Annotated in this window: 11 protein-coding genes; 5 read left to right on the forward strand and 6 right to left on the reverse strand. The window is 64.6% G+C overall.

The annotated features are described in order from the left end of the window. Positions 1-54: 54 nt before the first annotated feature. Positions 55-1248, reverse strand: coding sequence for an MBL fold metallo-hydrolase (locus tag ASE59_RS07610; protein WP_056454553.1), 1194 nt, complete (start codon positions 1246-1248; stop codon positions 55-57). 95 nt (positions 1249-1343) lie between these two features. Between ASE59_RS07610 and clpB the strand changes: the two genes are divergently transcribed. Further along, the gene (clpB, locus tag ASE59_RS07615) at positions 1344-3920 is read left to right on the forward strand and encodes an ATP-dependent chaperone ClpB (RefSeq protein WP_056454557.1); all 2577 of its coding nucleotides are present in this window, start codon (positions 1344-1346) and stop codon (positions 3918-3920) included. Positions 3921-3979: 59 nt separating this feature from the next. Here the strand turns inward: clpB and ASE59_RS07620 are convergent, their stop codons facing one another. From ASE59_RS07620 to folD, 4 genes are all read right to left on the reverse strand, one after another. Continuing rightward, positions 3980-6937 carry a TonB-dependent receptor plug domain-containing protein gene (locus ASE59_RS07620; protein ID WP_056454560.1) on the reverse strand — a complete coding sequence of 986 codons (2958 nt, stop codon included), beginning with the start codon at positions 6935-6937 and terminating at the stop codon, positions 3980-3982. Positions 6938-7397: 460 nt separating this feature from the next. Then, positions 7398-10382 carry a TonB-dependent receptor domain-containing protein gene (locus tag ASE59_RS07625; protein WP_235515688.1) on the reverse strand — a complete coding sequence of 995 codons (2985 nt, stop codon included), beginning with the start codon at positions 10380-10382 and terminating at the stop codon, positions 7398-7400. Positions 10383-10566: 184 nt separating this feature from the next. Further along, positions 10567-11187, reverse strand: coding sequence for a MarC family protein (locus ASE59_RS07630; RefSeq protein ID WP_056454566.1), 621 nt, complete (start codon positions 11185-11187; stop codon positions 10567-10569). Then, positions 11184-12059, reverse strand: coding sequence for a bifunctional methylenetetrahydrofolate dehydrogenase/methenyltetrahydrofolate cyclohydrolase FolD (gene folD / locus ASE59_RS07635; protein WP_056454569.1), 876 nt, complete (start codon positions 12057-12059; stop codon positions 11184-11186). Before folD ends, ASE59_RS07630 begins: the two co-directional genes overlap by 4 nt. A 17-nt stretch (positions 12060-12076) precedes the next feature. Between folD and ASE59_RS07640 the strand changes: the two genes are divergently transcribed. From ASE59_RS07640 to ASE59_RS07655, 4 genes are all read left to right on the forward strand, one after another. Continuing rightward, on the forward strand, positions 12077-13078 hold the full coding sequence (locus tag ASE59_RS07640) for an SGNH hydrolase domain-containing protein (protein ID WP_056454572.1): 1002 nt from the start codon (positions 12077-12079) through the stop codon (positions 13076-13078). A 315-nt stretch (positions 13079-13393) separates the two neighbouring features. Continuing rightward, complete coding sequence (otsB, locus tag ASE59_RS07645) at positions 13394-14137, forward strand: trehalose-phosphatase (protein ID WP_056454873.1); 744 nt, start codon at positions 13394-13396, stop codon at positions 14135-14137. Beyond that, the gene (locus tag ASE59_RS07650) at positions 14134-15930 is read left to right on the forward strand and encodes a glycoside hydrolase family 15 protein (RefSeq protein ID WP_056454575.1); all 1797 of its coding nucleotides are present in this window, start codon (positions 14134-14136) and stop codon (positions 15928-15930) included. The genes otsB and ASE59_RS07650 overlap by 4 nt, the downstream gene beginning before the upstream one ends. Next, complete coding sequence (locus tag ASE59_RS07655; RefSeq protein ID WP_056454578.1) at positions 15927-17309, forward strand: alpha,alpha-trehalose-phosphate synthase (UDP-forming); 1383 nt, start codon at positions 15927-15929, stop codon at positions 17307-17309. Before ASE59_RS07650 ends, ASE59_RS07655 begins: the two co-directional genes overlap by 4 nt. 224 nt (positions 17310-17533) lie before the next feature. Here the strand turns inward: ASE59_RS07655 and ASE59_RS07660 are convergent, their stop codons facing one another. Continuing rightward, on the reverse strand, positions 17534-19054 hold the full coding sequence (locus ASE59_RS07660; protein WP_056454876.1) for a fumarate hydratase: 1521 nt from the start codon (positions 19052-19054) through the stop codon (positions 17534-17536). Positions 19055-19165 lie beyond the last annotated feature (111 nt).

The following is a 19165-nucleotide window of genomic DNA, read 5'->3' on the forward strand; positions in this document are numbered from 1 at the left end:
GCCTACCCACCCCCAGCCCCTCCCTTGTCAGGGAGGGGAGCAAGTTCGGCTTCCTCACTGCAGGGTGTTACCCGCCGGCCCTTCGAGACAGTGCAGGATCGCCGCACGATCGAACCCCATCGCGGCCGGCGCGACCATCGGCGCGATGTCGACCGGACGACCGATGCCGACCGCACCGAAACGGCGATCCGTGACGCCGGCACACGCCTTCGCGGCGCTCAGCAATCTGGGCGGGGTCGCATAGCCTTCGTACGACAGGCGGAACGTGCCCCAGTGGATCGCCACCCCCTGCGACGCACCCAGCCGCCGGAACACGTCGAGCGCGTCGACCGGGCCGATATGCGCGCCGCTGGCCATCTGCCCCGGCTGAAACCGGAACGCGCCGACGGGGATCAGCGCCAACCGGATCGGGCCGAGCGCCCTCGCCTCCTCCACCCATGCGCCGTCGCCCATGCCGGTATCGCCCGCAAAGAACAGGTTGCCGCCGGGGAGTTCGACGACGAAGGCCGACCACAAGGCGCGGTTGCGATCGACGAACCAGCGGCTCGACCAGTGATGATTGCGCACGACATGGACGTTGGCGCCGGCCACCCGCTGCACCTGTCGCCAGTCGAGCGCGGTTGCGGGCACGCCGTCGCTGCGCAGGATCGCGTCGTTGCCGAGCGAGGTGACGATCGCCGGGCGGTCGCGGTCGTACAGCGCCTTGAGCGTGGTCAGGTCGAGATGGTCGTAATGATTGTGACTGATGACGATCAGGTCGATCTTCGGCAGGTCGGCGAGCGCGATGCCGGGGGCGGCAACCCGTTTCGGGCCGAAGCCGAACGGGCCGGCGCGCTCGCTCCAGACCGGGTCGGTCAGAATGTTGAGGCCCGGCGTCTGGACCAGGACCGAGGCATGGCCGACCCAGGTGACGCGCATCGGCGTTTGCGCCGGGTCGCGCGCCGGGCGCGTCGCGGCGGGCAATAGTTCGCCGGGTCGCGCCTGCTGGACCGGCACCTGCGCGGGCCATTGCGGGCGACCGTCGCTACCGGTCGCCTGTCGCCAGAAGAAGCCGCTGCGGCTGCCACCCGGCGGGGCCGAGGTATCGTCGCCATCGGGATTGAAGAAGCGCGCGCCGTCGAAATGGTCGCCGGCCACGCCGCGATAATAGATGCGGTCGAGGAAGCGTGGCACGATCGTCACGGCAAGGCACAGGATCGCGACGATCCACACCAATGCCCAGCCGATCGTTCGAAACCCTCTCGCCATCCCGCTCCTAACGCCGCGCGGTGGCAAACGATGCACGCCCTCTTGTGTTGCCCTTTTACCACACCATATCGCCGGCAACATCACAGGGGAACACGATGAACCTCGAAAAATTCACCGACCGGGCGCGGGGCTTCTTGCAGGCGGCGCAGACCGTGGCGATCCGCAATTCGCACCAGCGGATCACGCCCGAACATATATTGAAGGCGCTGCTCGACGACGAACAGGGCATGGCTGCGGGGCTTATCACCACCGCGGGCGGCGATGCGCGGCGCGCGATTGCCGAAACCGATGCGGCACTGGCGAAGATGCCGTCGGTGTCGGGATCGGGTGCGCAGCAAAACCCGGGCCTCGACAATGACAGCGTCCGGCTGCTGGATCAGGCGGAGCAGATCGCGACCAAGGCGGGTGACAGCTTCGTCACCGTCGAGCGGATGTTGCTGGCGCTTGCCGTTTCGCAGGGGCCGGCGGGCAAGGCGCTGACCGGTGCCGGCGTCACGGCGCAGAACCTGAACGCCGCGATCGACAAGCTGCGCGGCGGGCGCACCGCCGATACCGCCGGCGCGGAGGATCGCTATGATGCACTAAAGAAATTCGCCCGCGACCTGACGGCGGCGGCGCGCGACGGCAAGCTCGATCCGGTCATCGGCCGCGATGAGGAAATCCGCCGCACCATCCAGATCCTTGCGCGGCGGACCAAGAACAATCCGGTGCTGATCGGTGAACCCGGCGTCGGCAAGACCGCGATCGCCGAAGGCCTCGCGCTGCGCATCGCCAATGGCGACGTGCCCGAGGGCCTCAAGGACCGCGCGCTGATGTCGCTCGACATGGGCTCGCTGATCGCCGGGGCCAAATATCGCGGCGAGTTCGAGGAACGGCTGAAAGGCGTGCTCGACGAGGTGAAGGGCGCCAACGGGCAGATCATCCTGTTCATCGACGAGATGCACCAGCTGATCGGCGCGGGCAAATCCGAAGGGGCGATGGATGCCGGCAACCTGCTGAAACCCGCCCTCGCCCGTGGCGAGTTGCACTGCATCGGCGCGACGACGCTCGACGAATATCGCAAGCATGTCGAAAAGGACCCCGCGCTCCAGCGGCGGTTCCAGCCGGTGTTCGTCGGGGAGCCGACCGTCGAGGATACGATCAGCATCCTGCGGGGCCTGAAGGAAAAATACGAACTCCATCACGGCGTGCGGATCACCGATGGTGCACTGGTATCGGCGGCGACGCTGTCGAATCGCTACATCACCGACCGCTTCCTGCCCGACAAGGCGATCGACCTGATGGACGAGGCCGCCAGCCGCATCCGCATGGAGGTGGAGAGCAAGCCCGAGGAGATCGAAAGCCTCGACCGCCGCATCCTGCGCATGAAGATCGAGCGCGAGGCGCTGCGCCGTGAAAGCGACGCGGCCAGCATCGACCGGCTCGACACGCTGGAGGAGGAACTCGCCAATGCCGAGCAGCAACTCGCCGAACTGGTGACGCGCTGGCAGGGCGAGCGCGACAAGATCGCCTCCGAAGCCAAGCTCAAGGAACAGATCGATGCCGCGCGTGTCGCGCTCGAACAGGCGCAGCGCTCGGGCGACCTCGCCCGCATGTCCGAACTGACCTATGGCACGATCCCGACGCTCGAAAAGCAGCTGGTCGAGGCGCAGCAGAATGCGGGCGGCGCGATGCTGCGCGAGGAAGTGACCGCCGACGACATTGCCGGGGTCGTCAGCCGCTGGACCGGGGTGCCGGTCGACCGGATGCTGGAGGGCGAGCGCGAGAAGCTGCTGAACATGGAGGACGCACTCGGCAAGCGGGTGATCGGCCAGAGCGAGGCGGTGCGCGCCGTCGCCACTGCCGTCCGCCGCTCGCGCGCGGGGTTGCAGGACCCGAACCGGCCGCTGGGCAGCTTTCTGTTCCTGGGACCGACCGGTGTCGGCAAGACCGAGCTGACCAAGGCGCTCGCCGAATTCCTGTTCGACGATCCCAATGCGATGGTCCGCATCGACATGAGCGAATTCATGGAAAAGCACGCGGTCGCGCGGCTGATCGGCGCCCCTCCCGGCTATGTCGGTTATGAGGAAGGCGGCAAGCTGACCGAAGCGGTGCGTCGCCGCCCCTATCAGGTCGTGCTGTTCGACGAGGTGGAGAAGGCGCATGGCGACGTCTTCAACATCCTGCTCCAGGTGCTCGACGACGGCCGCCTGACCGATGGACAGGGACGCACGGTCGATTTCTCGAACACGATCGTGATCCTGACGTCGAACCTCGGCTCGCAATATCTGACCAACCTGCCCGATGGCGCAGACGTCGAGACGGTCGAGCCGCAGGTAATGGACGTCGTCCGCGCGCATTTCCGCCCGGAATTCCTCAACCGGCTGGACGAGATCATCCTGTTCCACCGGCTGGCGGCGGATCACATGGCGCCGATCGTCGATATCCAGGTCGGCCGCGTGGGGCGTTTGCTGGCGGAGCGCAAGGTGAAGGTCGAGCTGACCGACGCCGCCCGCGCGTGGCTCGGCCGTGTCGGCTACGACCCGGTGTATGGCGCACGACCATTGAAGCGCGCGGTTCAGCGATATCTACAAGATCCGCTGGCCGACCTGATCCTCCGCGGCAGCGTGAAGGACGGGTCGACGGTGCGCGTCGATGAGGGGGATGGTGGGCTGAAGCTCAGCGTGGGGTAGACGAAAAGGCGGCGGGGATCGCTCCCCGCCGCCCGGTTCGTCCGAACCGGAACGCGCGTTTAGAAAACTACGCGCGCCTGTACCGTGTACGACCGGCCGAAAATGATCGGGCCGTACCAAGTGGTGTCGACACCACCCTGATCGAAATAGCCGTTCGGGGTACGCTTCGGCTTCGCATCGAGCAGATTGTTGACGATGAGCGTCAGGTCGAACTTGTCGTTGATGCCTTGGCGGATGGTCATGTCGTAGTAGCTGAGCGTCGGCGTCACCGGGTTCACCGGCAGACCGAAGTCCTCGATCACGCGCGACACGAAGTTCCAGCGACCCTGGATCGAGAACCGGTCGAGGTCGTAGCCAACGGTCAGCGTCGACTTGTACGCCGGGATCGCCCCGCCGTTACCGCCGCTTGAACGACCGGCAAACTCGGTATCGTCGAGCTTGTAGCTGCGGGTCCAGGAGAAGACCTCCTGCACGCGCAGACGACCGTCCGCGCCGAACTGATCGAACGGCAGCGTCAGGTTGACGGCCGTGTCGATACCATCGGTGCGGCGGGTGCCCTGGTTGCCGGTCGCAGTGTTGATCGCATCGATCTGACCGGTTCCGGTGTTACGACGGATGCGGTCGCACGCCGTCGAGACATTCTGCACATAGCACTGGTTGATGAAGAACCCGGCACCGAGCGTGGTGATGAGGTTCTCGATCTTGATGTTGTAATAGTCGACGGTCATCGACAACGTACCGAAGCCGATCTTCGGGGTTAGCACCGTACCCAGCGTATAGGTCTCGGCACGTTCCTCGCGCAGGTTCGGGTTGCCGAACGCGAAGGCTTCGACCTGGCTGTTGATCTGCTGGAAGTCGGCATAGCCGCCCGCCGCAGCGAAGGCCGGGGTCTGGCCCTGACAGATGCCGAGCGCCTGCGCGGTCCGGCTGGCACCGGCGTTGCAGGGATCGACATAGCTCGGGAAGCCCTGATCGCCGTTCTGGAACAGTTCGACGATCGCCGGAGCGCGCGCCGCCTTGTTATAGATACCGCGGAACCGCATCCAGCTGACCGGCGCCCACTGCGCACCGGCCTTCCAGTTGAACAGGTTGCCGATCGTCGAATAGTCCGAATAGCGCGCGCCCGCTTCGAGCGAAAGATCGTGGAAGAACGGGATTTCCGCAAGCAGCGGCACGCGGATTTCGCCGTAGCCTTCCTTCACGTTGATCGTACCGGCCTGGCTTTGCACCGCGTTAAAGCCGTAGATGTTGCCGGTGCGCTGCGCATCGTCGACGTTGATCGCGCCACGATCGGTGCGGACTTCGCCGCCCAGCGCGATCTGCACATCGCCATAAGGCAGCTTGAACAGCGAACCCGAGACGTTGGCTGCCGCACGGACCTGTTCGAAGGTACGCGCTTCCTTCGTATCGATGCGCACGAACGACAGCATCGCCGGGGTCAGCGTGTTCGCCCCGAAGATGTTGACCGGTACGCAGCCCGGCAGCGAGCCGGTGGGGCAGCCGTTCAGCCCCTGCGCAACCGCGGTCCGGTTGATGTTGCCGAGCGAGGTCGCGAGCGAGTCGACCTTGCCGTAGCTGAGCGTCGCATCCCAGCGGAAATTGTCGTCGATCTTGCCCGACAGCGTGCCGCGGATGTTGAACGTGGTCGAATCATAGATGCCGATACGCGGACCGGTTTCGCTGAACCGCCGTGCATAGGTAAAGGGCGCGGTCGGATTCGGCCGGCTGGCAAGCGCGGTGCGCAGATCGGCGGGCAGCAGCGGGCTGTCAAACGGCACGCTGATGCCGGTCGCCGGGGTCGGCGCCAGATTCACCGTCTGCTGCGAATCGACATAGTTCGCCAGCACCTTCAGCACGATGTCGTCGGTGACTTCGTACCGTGCGGTCGACGACAGCAGCAGGCGGTTGAGCGGCGTCTGCAACAGGTTCGCTGGATTGAAGTTGTACCGGCTCGACCCGGTCGAACGATCAGCATAACCGCACAGGCCGCTGCCGAAATAGGGCGAGAGCTGGCCCGCATCGTTGAACGACAGCGTGCCGCTGTTGACGTTCACGCCTGCCGTCGCCGGGTTACAGTCGGTATTCGCACCGGCGAACGTGCCGGGCAGGAGCGTGGCCAAGTTCCGGAACGGGTTGCTGGCGTTGTTCGACACCTGACCCCAGGGCGGGGTAGCCGAACCGCCATTGGCGTAGAGCGAGTCGTTATTGCCCGCAGAAATCAGCTCGAGCGGATTGGCGACGCGGATGCGATCGTCTTCCTCGCTGTCGGTGCCGGCATCGTTGTAGATCAGAACCGAAGCGGGCGTCGTGATCCGTCGCGAACCCTGCCCAATCGCGGCACGGGTCGAATAGCCGCCGAACAGCGTGATGTTGCCGCGGTTGTCGTTGAAATTGCCGCCGATCAGGCCCTGGATGTTGAAGGTCGCGCCATCGCCCTGTTCGTTGATGCCGTATTGCGCGGTCAGTTCCGCACCTTCGTAACGGTCCTTCAGCACGAAGTTGACGACGCCCGCGATCGCGTCCGAACCGTATACCGCCGACGCACCGCCGGTGACGACGTCGACGCGTTCGATCAGCCCGGTCGGGATGCTGTTGATGTCGACGACGCCGCTGACCGACGATGCCGAAACGCGTTCGCCATCGATCAGGATCAGCGTGCGCTGCGGCCCGAGGCCGCGCAGATCGAGGGTCGAGAAGCTTTCACCGCCCTGGTTGTTCGACACGCGGGTATTGCCCGGGATCAACTGTGGCAGTTCGTTCAGCAGCGTTTCGACGGTGACGGTACCGGTAAGGTTGAACTGTTCGGCGGTGACGGTCGTCACCGGGCTTGGCGCGTCGAGATCGGGCCGCGCAATGCGCGAACCAGTCACCGTAATAATGTCGGCATCGGCTTCCGGCTCGCCGGTCGTCTGGCTGGTCGGACTTTCCGGACCTTGCGCGACCTGTGCCGTCGCGGGTGCCGCGACCCCCATCAGCAACGTGGACGCGAGCAGCGCAGTCCGAATGTTTGTTTTCATATTTACCCCTGTTGCTTCTGCACATCGTCAACACGATGCAACATAAGAAGACTAGGGGCCGATTAACTTCTCAAGCAATCAGGCGTGATCAAGCCATAAGAGAAAACGGGTGCACGTGGTTTTTTGGTAACAGTCGCTACCGTTATCCAATTCCAACAGCAATAATTGCCAACGCGCTGATTTTCTAGAACTATTTCGAATAGATACGTATCTATCGATCATTTGGCTACCGATGATTAATCGATGTTCGATAAGATTTTATGATAAAACTTTTGGCGCATTACTGTACTAATAAAGTACTCCACTACGCAAAAACCTCGCGTGCTGAATGTCGAAGCGCATGGTGCGAAGGCGCGATCCGGAAATTGAAAAATTCATGAGCTGATCGAATCGAAACGCAAAAGGGCCGCCTCCCATCGGGAAGCGGCCCAGTTTGCAGGCTGTTTAACTGGCGAAGCGACTAGAAGCCGAACTTCGCACCCGCACGGAAGCTGCGGCCGAAGATGCCGTTGCCGCCCTGCACCGGGTTGTAAAGGTGCGCGCCATAGGTGACCGGATCGATCGGCGGCAGGCGATCGAACACGTTCAGGGCGTTCACATAGAAGGTGACGTTGTCGTTGACGTTGAAGCTGACGTTCAGATCGGCCGTCAGATAGCTCTTCACGCGGCAGTCGACATAGCCGGGGTTGAGCGAGCAATCGCCATAATCGCCGCCCTGGTCCTCGGCCGACAGGTCATAGCCCGACACGTAGTTGACCGTCCCCGTCACGTCGACCTTGTCGAACGAGAAGGTGTTCGACCAGTTGCCGCGCCAACGGAAGGTGCCGTTGCCCGCCGTCAGGTTGAAGTTGCCGAGCGTGTCGACATAGGTTTCCTTCGTGCCGTCCGGGAAGGTCGTGCTCAGCTCGATCAGCCAGCTGACATTGGCGGCAGTGCGCCACTGGAAGCCGCCGAAATCGACGCGCCCGGTCAGACCGAAATCGATACCCTCCGAGAAGATCGTGTCGGAGTTGATGAGCTGCGATTCGACGAAGCCGATGCGCGGGCGGCCGTTCTGCAGGTTGACGTCGGGCGCGTCGGGAATGACGTTGAACCCGGCCGGGATCGGCTGGCCCGCATAATAGGCGGCGATCGCGGCGGCGTTCGACGGCGAAGTGATCGCGCCGGTCTTCTTGATGTTGAAATAGTCGGCGGTGAAGGTGAAGTTCGGCACCGGCGAGAACTGGATACCGGCGGTGTAGCTGCGCGACTTTTCCGGCTGCAGGTTCGGCGAGGCGAGCGTGGTCGACCCGATCGAATAGGTGGTCAGATAGGCCGGGCAAGCCGTCGCCGCGGTCGTGTCGTTGGCGCAGGCGGCGCCATATTGCGCACGGAAGCTGGCCGGCACGTTGGTGATCGACTGCGAGACATAGCCGGTCGTCGGCAGCGCATTGGCTTCGGCGAAGCTCGGGATGCGGAAGCCGCGCGACCAGGTACCGCGCACCGACAACTGGCGGATCGGGGTGAAGCGCGCACCGACCTTCGGCGAGAAGTTACTCTGGCCGGTCGAATAGTGATCGTAACGACCCGACACGTTGACATCGAGCTGATCGAATACCGGCGCCTGGATTTCGGCGAAGGCCGAGCTGACGGTACGATTACCCTCGGTACCGAAGGCGTTGATCGTGAAGTAACGCTGCGTCGGGCCGTTGTTGTCAGGGTTGGCGCTGGGCGCGTTGACCGCTTCGTAGAAGATCGAGCCACCGACGCCGAGCTGGACCGGACCGCCCGGCAGGGTGAACAGCTCCTTCGAGAAAGTCACCTGCGCCTGATACAGATCTGACGAGGTATCGGTGATGTTCACCGGGGTCAGATAGTCGCGCACCGCCTGCGTGTTCTGGCCGGGGTTGACGAAGTTGTACGAACCGTCGGCGATGACGTTCAGCAGATTCTGGATATAGACATACCCATCCTGCAGACGACGCAGGTCGGTATGCATCGCAGTCGCGTTGAAGTTATAGTCGATATCGTCGAAGATCGTGCCGTTAAGGCCAAACGCCGCACGATAAACGCGGCTGCGCGTTTCGTTATAGGTGCGTTCCTGATTGCGGCCGAGGATCTGCGCGGTCTGGCCCGACGCGGCGAACGGGTTGTTCGGGTTGAGCGTGCCATTCGCCGCGGTGCAGTTGACGCGCGCGGCGCACACATAGACCGGCAGCGTCAGGATCGCCGAACCGGGCGCGAAGGTTGCCGCACCCGACGAGGTCGAGAATTGCGGGAACAGGATGCCGGTCGGGGCATTGCCGCGGATGACGCCGGTCAGGCCGTAATAGCTCGACCGCGTCTGCTGGAAGTTGACCGACAGATACGCTTCAGACGTATCGCCGACCTTCGCGGTGAAGCGGGCCGAACCGCCGAAACGCTCGATATCCGGCGTTACATTGCCGTAATTATAAGTCAGGTCTTCCTGACACACGTTCGACACTGGCAGCGTGCCGTTAACAAGCTGTCCGTTCGAATTAGTGCGCACCAGATCCGCCTGGGTCGGCGTGATCGAAGGACCGGCATAGCAGCCAGCCGTCGGATTCAGGATCTGATAGCGGCCGGTCGTGCCCGGACGCACATAGAAGGTGCTGCCGACGTTGAAACCATTGATTTCGCCAGCTGCGTTCTGGCCGTTCAGGATGCCGTTCGGACCGCCGATGCTGCGCTGGTCGTCGGTGGCGAAGATGCCGCGCAGGTCCTTGTTCGCGACGCCTTCGCTGCGGAAATAAAAGCCGCTGATGTACGCGTTATAGCCCTGATCGTCGAGGTCGCCGGTGCCGGCGGTCAGCGTCAGGCGTTGGTTGGCGGCGACGCCGTCTTCGGAAATGCCGGCCTCGACACGGCCGGCAATGCCCTTGAACGAACGCTTGGTGATGATGTTGACCACGCCCGCGATCGCGTCGGCGCCGTAGCTCGACGATGCGCCGTCGCGCAGCACGTCGACGCGCTCGACGATGTCGTCGGGGATGGTGTTCAGGTCGACGAAGTTGCGCGAACCGTCATCGGCGAGCGGATAATAGGCGGCGCGCAGGCCGTCGAACAGCACCAGCGTCGAGCTGGTCGACAGGCCGCGCAGCGACACGGCCGATGCACCGCCGGCGAACGCACCGTTGGCGGTGAACGAGTTGGTCAGCGCCGGGCCGTTGTTCGACGACAGCAGCTGGATCGCGTCCTGCACCGTGTTGATGCCGCGCGCGTCGAGATTTTCGGTGGTCAGCGTGGTGACCGGCGAGATGCCGCTATCGGTGCCGCGCAGGATCGAGCCGGTGACGATGATGTCCTGCGACGTATCGTCGGTCGGGGTCGCGGGGGTGGGCACGGTCGTGCCGGCGGGCGCGACTTCCTGCGCAAATGCGGGGGCGGCAACTGCGCTGACGACAAGTGCGGTCAAAGCCGCTCCGTGGCGCAGCGATGCGCGCATTGATAGTGCAATCATGGAAATCCTATTCCCCTTTGGCCCTGACGGGCATCCCAACGGCCGCGAAACTTGCGTCCCGCATGTCCATGGCTAACTATCGGTGAAAGCAGGGATGGTTGCAAATACGTGCGTATGTACGTTCACACTTTCGTAACGAGTGTCACTAATCAGCAACAGTTCGGAACGATTACAGAAAACTAGCCCGCAGCCCGTCGATCACGAACTGCGCCGCCAGCGCCGCCAGCAGCACGCCGAGCAGTCGGGTAATCACAGCCTCGATCCGCGCGCCGAGCAGCTTCATCAGCGGCCCCGCCGCCAGCAGCGCGATCAGCGTCAGCAACAGGATCGATGCCAGCGCGCCGAGCACCACCGCCCGCGCGCTCCAATCGCCGACCTGGCTCATCAACAGCATCACCGATGCGATCGATCCCGGCCCGGCGATCATCGGCATCGCCATCGGGAAGGTCGAGACATCCTCGACCTCATGCGTCTCGATGATCTTCTGCGCGCGGTCCTCGCGGCGCTGGGTGCGCTTTTCGAAGACCATTTCCAGCGCGATCAGGAACAGCATAATGCCGCCGGCGATGCGGAAGCTGTCGAGGCTGATGCCCAATGCCTTGAGCAGCGCCTGTCCGAACAACGCGAACACGATCAGGATCGCTGCGGCGATCCCGACCGCGCGAATCGCCATCGACCGGCGCTGCACGTCGGATGCGCCGGTAGTCAGCCCGGCATAGATCGGCGCGCAGCCTGGCGGATCGATCACCACGAAGAAGGTGATGAGCGACGAGACGAACAGCTCGATCACAGCGCACTGTCGTCGAACGAGAGCCCTTCACGCCGATGTGCGGCGACCAGCGTATTGCGCAGCAGGCAGGCGATGGTCATCGGCCCGACCCCGCCGGGCACCGGCGTAATGGCGCCGGCGACCTCGACGGCGGAGGCGAAATCGACATCGCCGACCAGCCCGTCGTCGGTGCGGTTGATGCCGACATCGATGACGGTGGCGTCGGGCTTCAGCCATTCGCCCTTCACGAACTTCGCCCGCCCGACCGCCGCGACGACGATATCGGCGCGCGCGACATGCCCCGGCAGGTCACGCGTGCGCGAATGGGCGATGGTCACGGTGCAGCTTTCGGCAGTCAGCAGCGCCGCCATCGGCTTGCCGACGATGTTCGAGCGGCCGACCACCACCGCATCCTTGCCCGACAGGTCGCCCAGCACGTCGCGCAACAGCAACAGGCAGCCATAGGGCGTGCACGGGACCATCCCCGGCAAGCCGGTAGCGAGCCGCCCGGCATTGACCGGGTGGAAGCCGTCGACATCCTTGTCGGGATCGATGGTGAGCAGCACGGCATCGCTGTCGAGATGCTTCGGCAACGGCAACTGCACGAGGATGCCGTCGACCGCCGGATCGGCGTTCAGTTGTTCGACCAGTGCGATCAGTTCTTCCTGGCCCACATCGGCCGACAGGCGGTGTTCGAAGCTGGCCATGCCCGCCTCGCGCGTCGCCTTCCCCTTCGACCGGACATAGACCGCCGACGCCGCATCCGCGCCGACCAGCACGACGGCAAGGCCGGCAGGACGACCGGCGGCTTCGGCGAAGGTAGCGGCATGGGTGGCGACCCGCGCGCGCAACTGGGCGGCGAAGGCTTTTCCGTCGATGATCCGGGCTGTCATGGAGTTGTGCATAAAGGGTGGCGGCGACGTTCGCCACCCCTCGCTTCTACACCGATCGAACCAGCATCGTCGCCGGCACTCGGCCCGCCGTCGCCAGCGCACCGCCCCACCGGTCACAGAGCGAAACCCGCGGCACAAACAAGATCGCCGGCTCTTCGCTGCGGTTGAGCGACGACGTCCGGCGGATCGACGCGGACGCGACCGCCGACAAGGACTATCCGTGCCTCGTCAACGCCGGTGCGGTTGCGCCCAGCTCGCTGCCGCTCTGCAATCAGGCGAAGGCGGCCGGTTCGAATATCGCCATCTTCGGTGACAGCCACGCCGGAGCGCTCGGACGGGCGGGCGCCGCGAAAGCGTCCGAACGCGGTCTAGGCGCTGTCATACTGGCCAAGCAGAATTGCCGGCCGCTGGTCGGCGTCTCCCTATATCGGTCGAAGGAACCCGACCTGACGGGGAAGTGCAGCGCGTTCCTCGACGCTGCGACGAAGCGCCTGACCGACGACCCTTCGCTCCAGCGCGTCATCGTCGGCGGGCTGTGGGCCATCCCGCTCATGGAAGCGGGTCCGACCAGATATATCGGCACGATCAACGCGACGAAGAAACTTTCTGGCCGTCCGCTGCAGGAAGCCGGCCTCACCGCGCTTACCCGGCAACTGTCGCAGGCGGGCAAGAAGACGATCCTGGTGCAGGATGTCCCCTTCCTGTCGGTCGACCCGGTCCGCGCGACGTTGATCGAAGCGATACCGGCCAGGAAGTTCATCGCCGAACTGGTCGGCGGCAATCTGGAAAAGCCGGGGTTCGACAGCGAAGCCCATCAGGACGCCGACCTGAAAGCCATGTTCGACAAGCTGGCGCGAACGCCGAACACATCGACGATCGAGGCGGGAGCGTTCTTCTGTTCGCGCGACGGGTGCCGTTTCGAGGAAAACGGACAACTGCTGTTCTACGACCGGACCCACATCACCGGACATGGAGCCAAACGGGTGTTCGACCACGCCCAGCGCGAAATCTGGAAGTAGCGCGAACGCGGATTACCGTCTCCCGGCGGGATTGCGAGGTAGAAGGGCCGATCGACATTCAGTTGGAAGGTCGGCGAACTGCTAACCCTCCCTGACAAAAGCTTCAGGCTGGTAGGTTTGGGGCTGGTGTAGCGCTCCCTCGCGGGCCGACCCACCCCCGACCCCTCCCTTGTCAGGGAGGGGAGAGGTGGAACCGGCGTCGTGATCGCGCGGACCGACTTCAGTACCGACGGGACGGCGGGTCCGGCCGCGCATTGGACCAAAATACACTGCACCTGCGAAACGATTCACGGGCACGCGGCGTTCATCGGACCGATGGCGTACCCAGACCTTCCTCCTCCGCCCGCCGGCCTGCTCGACGATGCCGGTCTGTTCCTCGATTTCGACGGCACGCTGGTCGAACTGGCCGAGCGCCCCGATGGCGTCGTGGTCGGCGACGAATTACGGGCATTGCTACAGCGACTGGCACACCGGCTCGACGGCCGGGTCGCGATCGTCAGCGGGCGGTCGGTCGAACAGATTGACGGCTTTCTGGGGCAGACGATCGCCGATTACGCGGTGGTCGGCAGCCACGGCGCCGAAATCCGCCCCGCCGGCGGCACCACCCTGCTGCCCGATCGCCCCGCCAGCCTGACCGCCGCCGAGCGCGCGTTCGAGGACCGGTTCGGCGACGATCCGCGCATTGTGATCGAGATCAAGACATTGGGCGTCGCGATCCATTATCGCGGCGCTCCCGAAGTCGAACAGGAGGCGCACGCGCTCGTCGATGCCTTCGCCCAGCGCGACGGGCTGACCACGCAGGCCGGCAAGATGATGATCGAGTTGCGCATGGACGGCCATGACAAGGGCACCGCGATCGCGACGCTGTGCGAGAACGCGCCCTTTGCCGGGCATCCGCCGATCTTCGTCGGCGACGACCTGACCGACGAACCGGGCATGGTCGTGGCGGCACATCATGGCGGTGCCGGCATCCTGATCGGTGCCGTGCGCGATACCGCTGCGACCTATCGACTGGACGATGTCGCATCCTTTCTCGACTGGCTGGAGACGAACGCATGACCGCGACGATGGACCTGTGGCCGATCGGAAACTGCCAGGTATCGGCGCTGGTCGACCGCAACGGGCGCTTCGTGTGGGGGTGTCTGCCGCGGGTCGATGGCGATCCGGCCTTTTCGTCGCTGCTGGATGACCGGCGGCGCGGATCGGACGGGGCGTTCGGCTTCTGGGAAATCGACCTCGACGGCTGCGTCGATACGCAGCAGAGCTATATCCGCAACACGCCGGTGCTGGTGACGCGCCACACCGACGCGGCGGGCAACGCGATCGAGGTCGTCGACTTCTGCCCGCGCTTCAAGCGGCATGACCGCATGTACCGCCCGGTCGCCTTCTGCCGGATCGTACGCCCGCTGGCGGGAAGCCCGCGCATCCGCGTGCGCCTGCGCCCGTCCGTCGACTGGGGCAGCGCGCCGGCGGAGCGGACGCGCGGGTCGAACCATATCCGCTACCTGCTCGACAGCGAGACGATCCGCCTGTCGACCAGCGCCCCGGTCGGCTGGGTCGAGGACGAGCGGCTGTTCCGGGTCGAACGCACATTGCATTTCTTCCTTGGGCCGGACGAAAGTTTCTCGGACGAACTGCCGGCTTCGGTCGAGCGGATGCTGAAAAACACGATCGACGAATGGCGCCACTGGGTCCGTGGCCTCGCCACCCCGGTCGAATGGCAGCAGGCGGTAATCCGCAGCGCGATCACGCTGAAACTGTGCCAGCATGAGGAAACCGGCGCGATCGTCGCCGCACTGACCACGTCGATCCCCGAACATGCGAATAGCGGGCGCAACTGGGACTATCGCTACTGCTGGATCCGCGATGCCTATTATACGGTGCAGGCGCTGAACCGGCTGGGCGCGCTCGACGTGCTGGAGGGGTATCTCGAATATCTGCGCAACATCGTCGACAATGCCGCCGACGGACAGATTCAGCCGCTCTACGGTGTCGGCGGCGAGGCGACGCTGGTCGAGCGTGAGGCCGAGGGGCTGGATGGCTATCGCGGCATGGGGCCGGTCCGCGTCGGCAATCAGGCGTACGAACAGGTCCAGCACGATGCGTACGGCCAGATCATCCTGTCCAACGCGCAGGGGTTCTTCGACCAGCGGCTGTTCCGCGTCGGCAAGCAGGCCGATTTCGAAGCGCTGGAGCCGATCGGCGAACGGGCTTGGGCGGCGTACGACAAGCCCGATGCCGGCCTGTGGGAATTGCGCACCAAAAGCCATGTCCACACCTATAGCGCCGCGATGTGCTGGGCAGCGTGCGACCGGCTCGCCAATGTCGCCGGCACGCTGGACCTGACCGAACGTGAGACCTTCTGGCGCGACCGGGCGACGGCGATGCGGACCAAGATCGAGCGCGAGGCATGGCGGCCGGAGACGAACCGCATGTCGGCGACCTTCGGCGGCGACGATCTCGACGCCAGCATCATCCAGCTGCTCGACCTGCGCTTCCTAGACCCCGACGATCCGCGCTTCATCGGCACGCTGGAGGCGGTGGAGAAGGGGTTGCGGCGCGGTAGCCACATGCTGCGCTATGCGATCGAGGATGATTTCGGCCTGCCGCACACCGCGTTCAACGTCTGTACCTTCTGGCTGATCGAGGCGCTGCACGCGACCGGGCGCGACGAGGATGCGCGCGAATTGCTGGAGGAAATGCTGTCGCGCTGCACGCCCGCCGGGCTGTTGTCGGAGGATATCGACCCCGAAACCGGGGAACTCTGGGGCAATTATCCCCAAACCTACTCGCTGGTCGGCATGATCAACAGCGCCGTCCTGCTGAGCAAGTCATGGAATGTCGTACGATGAGTCGATTGATCGTCATCTCGAACCGGGTGCAGGCTCCCCAGCCCGGCACCGGCGGCGGGGCGCAGGGCGGGCTGGCCGTCGCGCTCAACGCCGCACTGGCGGAAGAGGACGGTATCTGGTTCGGCTGGTCGGGCGAGACCAGCGACAATCGCGAGCTCCGCTTCCAGACCTATGGCGGCGTCACCAGCGCGGTGATGGATTTGAGCGAGCAGGACGTCGAGGAATATTATGACGGTTACGCCAACCGCACCCTGTGGCCGCTATTCCACTATCGCCTAGACCTGACCGAGTTCGAACGCGACTTTCAGGGCGGCTATGAACGGGTCAACCGCGTGTTCGGCGAACGCATCGGCCCGCATATCGAACCCGACGACTTGATCTGGGTCCATGACTATCACATGATCCCCTTGGGCTGGGTGCTGCGGCAACAGGGGATCACCAATCGCATCGGCTTCTTCCTGCATATTCCGTGGCCGCCACGCCGGCTGCTGACCGCGCTGCCCGATCACCGCCGCATGGTCGAGGCGCTGTTCGCCTATGACGTGGTCGGGTTCCAGAATGAGGAATGGCTCGACAGCTTCTTCAACTATGTCCGCGAGGAGATGGACGGGACGATCGACGGCAACCGCGTCACCGTCGGCGGGCGCACGATCACCGCGATCAGCTGCCCGATCGGGATCGAGGCGAAGGACTTCATCGCCGGCGCGGCCGGCCCGGTCGCGCGCGCGGCGCAACTCAACCAGCTCGAAAGCGCGGTCGGGCGCAGCCTGATCGTCGGGGTCGACCGGCTCGATTATTCGAAGGGGTTGCCCGAACGCTTCGCCGGGTACGAACGCTTCCTCCAGAATCATCCCGACCGGCGGGCCTTGGTCTATCTGCTGCAGATCGCGCCGCCGTCGCGCACCGCGGTGCAGACCTATCGCGACATCCGCAACACGCTCGAACAGCAATCGGGGCGGATCAACGGTGCCTATGCCGATACCGATTGGGTCCCGATCCGCTATGTGAACAAGGGCTATCCGCGCGAGGTGCTGGCCGGCATCTATCGCGCGGCGCGGATCGGGCTGGTCACGCCGCTGCGTGACGGCATGAACCTGGTCGCGAAGGAATATGTCGCGGCACAGGATCCGCGCGATCCCGGCGTGCTGGTGCTCTCGCGCTTCGCCGGGGCGGCGCAGCAGCTGGCGTGCGGCGCGATCATGGTGAACCCGTACAGCGCCGAGGACATGGCCGACGCGATCGACAAGGCGCTGCGTATGCCGCGCGCCGAACGGATCGAGCGGTGGCAGGCGATGATCGACAATGTCGTCGACGAGGATGTGATCTGGTGGCGCAAGCGGTTCATCGATGCGCTGACGGCGGAGACGAATGACGGCTGACCCGGCTGCCGGGTATTGACCCAAGGTCGCGCTTCTCACCGCCGCCGGAAGAAGGAGCGGGACCCCGGATCAAGTCCGAGGTGACGTTGGTGGAGAGTTCGCTTTACTCCCCTCCCTGACAAGGGAGGGGTTGGGGGTGGGTCGGCCCGCGAGGAAACGAAACCGCGCTACAACGGGCCTACCCACCCCCGCCCCCTCCCTTGTCAGGGAGGGAAGAAAAAAGCTTACGCCCCTTCCAGCAACCGCTCCTTCGCGATCTTCTCCCGCCACACCAAGGGCGCGAGGTGGTGGACATTCTGCCCTTCGCTGTCGACCGCGACGGTGACCGGGAAGTCCTGCACCTCGAACTCGTAGATCGCTTCCATGCCGAGGTCCTCGAATCCGACGACCTTCGACCCCTTGATCGCGCGCGCGACGAGGTACGCCGCCCCGCCGACCGCCATCAGATAGGCCGACTTGGCGTCCGCGATCGCCTTGGTCGCATCGGCCCCGCGCTCCGCCTTGCCGACCATCGCCAGCAGGCCCTGGTCGAGCATCATGCGGGTGAACTTGTCCATGCGGGTGGCGGTGGTGGGGCCGGCCGGGCCGACCACTTCCTCGCCGACCGGATCGACCGGCCCGACATAATAGATCACGCGGCCGCGGAAATCGACGGGCAGTTCCTCGCCCTTCGCCAGCATGTCGGCGATCCGCTTGTGCGCGGCGTCGCGGCCGGTCAGCATCTTGCCATTGAGCAACAGCCGGTCGCCATGCTTCCACGTCGCGACGACGTCGGGGGTCAGCGTGTCGAGATCGACGCGGATCGCCGCCTTGTCCGGCGTCCAGTTGACGTCGGGCCAGTCGGCAAGGTTCGGCTGTTCCAGATAGGCGGGGCCGCTGCCGTCGAGCGTAAAATGCGCATGGCGGGTCGCGGCGCAGTTGGGGATCATCGCCACCGGCTTCGACGCGGCATGGGTCGGCCAGTCGAGGATTTTGACGTCCAATACGGTCGACAGGCCACCCAAGCCCTGCGCGCCGATACCGAGCGCGTTGACCTTGTCCATCAACTCAATGCGCAGCGCCTCGACATCGGTCTGCGCCCCGCGCGCCTTCAGCTGGCCCATGTCGATCGGCGCCATCAGCGATTCCTTGGCGAGCAGCATCGCCTTTTCGGCGGTGCCGCCGATGCCGATGCCGATCATGCCCGGCGGGCACCAGCCGGCGCCCATTTGAGGAATCATCTCCAGCACCCAGTCGACGATCGAATCGCTGGGGTTCATCATCTTGAACTTGGACTTGTTTTCGCTGCCGCCGCCCTTGGCCGCGACATCGACATGCACCTTGTCGCCCGGCACCATTTCGACGTGCAGGACGGACGGCGTATTGTCCCTGGTATTGCGGCGCGTGAACGCCGGATCGGCGAGGATCGAAGCACGCAGCTTGTTCTCCGGGTGCAGATACGCGCGGCGCACGCCTTCGTCGACGACCTCCTGCAACGACCGGTCGCTGTCGAGGCGGCAATTCTGCCCCCATTTCACGAACACGGTGACGATGCCGGTATCCTGACAGATCGGGCGATGCCCCTCCGCGCACATCCGGCTGTTGGTCAGGATCTGTGCGATCGCGTCCTTGGCGGCGGGCGACGTTTCGGCGGCATAGGCTTCACCCAGCGCGCGGATGTAATCCATCGGATGATAGTAGCTGATGAATTGCAGCGCATCGGCGACGCTGTCGATCAGATCGGCTTCGGTGATGGTGACGGTCATCTGCGGGTCCATATCGGTCATTTTCCGCCCTGCCCTACAGGCAGGAAGCCGCGCCATGCAAAGAATTCGTTCACGAAGCGCCGCTATCGTTGGCGGGAAGGGAAAAGGGGC

This window comes from Sphingomonas sp. Leaf10, assembly GCF_001421245.1.
Lineage (GTDB): Bacteria > Pseudomonadota > Alphaproteobacteria > Sphingomonadales > Sphingomonadaceae > Sphingomonas.

Bases quoted from the DNA above. Each gene is read 5' to 3' on its own strand.
- ASE59_RS07610 (WP_056454553.1), bottom strand. From the start codon at position 1,248: ATGGCGAGAGGGTTTCGAACGATCGGCTGGGCATTGGTGTGGATCGTC.
- clpB (WP_056454557.1), top strand. From the start codon at position 1,344: ATGAACCTCGAAAAATTCACCGACCGGGCGCGGGGCTTCTTGCAGGCG.
- ASE59_RS07620 (WP_056454560.1), bottom strand. From the start codon at position 6,937: ATGAAAACAAACATTCGGACTGCGCTGCTCGCGTCCACGTTGCTGATG.
- ASE59_RS07625 (WP_235515688.1), bottom strand. From the start codon at position 10,382: ATGCGCGCATCGCTGCGCCACGGAGCGGCTTTGACCGCACTTGTCGTC.
- folD (WP_056454569.1), bottom strand. From the start codon at position 12,059: ATGACAGCCCGGATCATCGACGGAAAAGCCTTCGCCGCCCAGTTGCGC.
- otsB (WP_056454873.1), top strand. From the start codon at position 13,394: ATGGCGTACCCAGACCTTCCTCCTCCGCCCGCCGGCCTGCTCGACGAT.
- ASE59_RS07650 (WP_056454575.1), top strand. From the start codon at position 14,134: ATGACCGCGACGATGGACCTGTGGCCGATCGGAAACTGCCAGGTATCG.
- ASE59_RS07655 (WP_056454578.1), top strand. From the start codon at position 15,927: ATGAGTCGATTGATCGTCATCTCGAACCGGGTGCAGGCTCCCCAGCCC.
- ASE59_RS07660 (WP_056454876.1), bottom strand. From the start codon at position 19,054: ATGACCGTCACCATCACCGAAGCCGATCTGATCGACAGCGTCGCCGAT.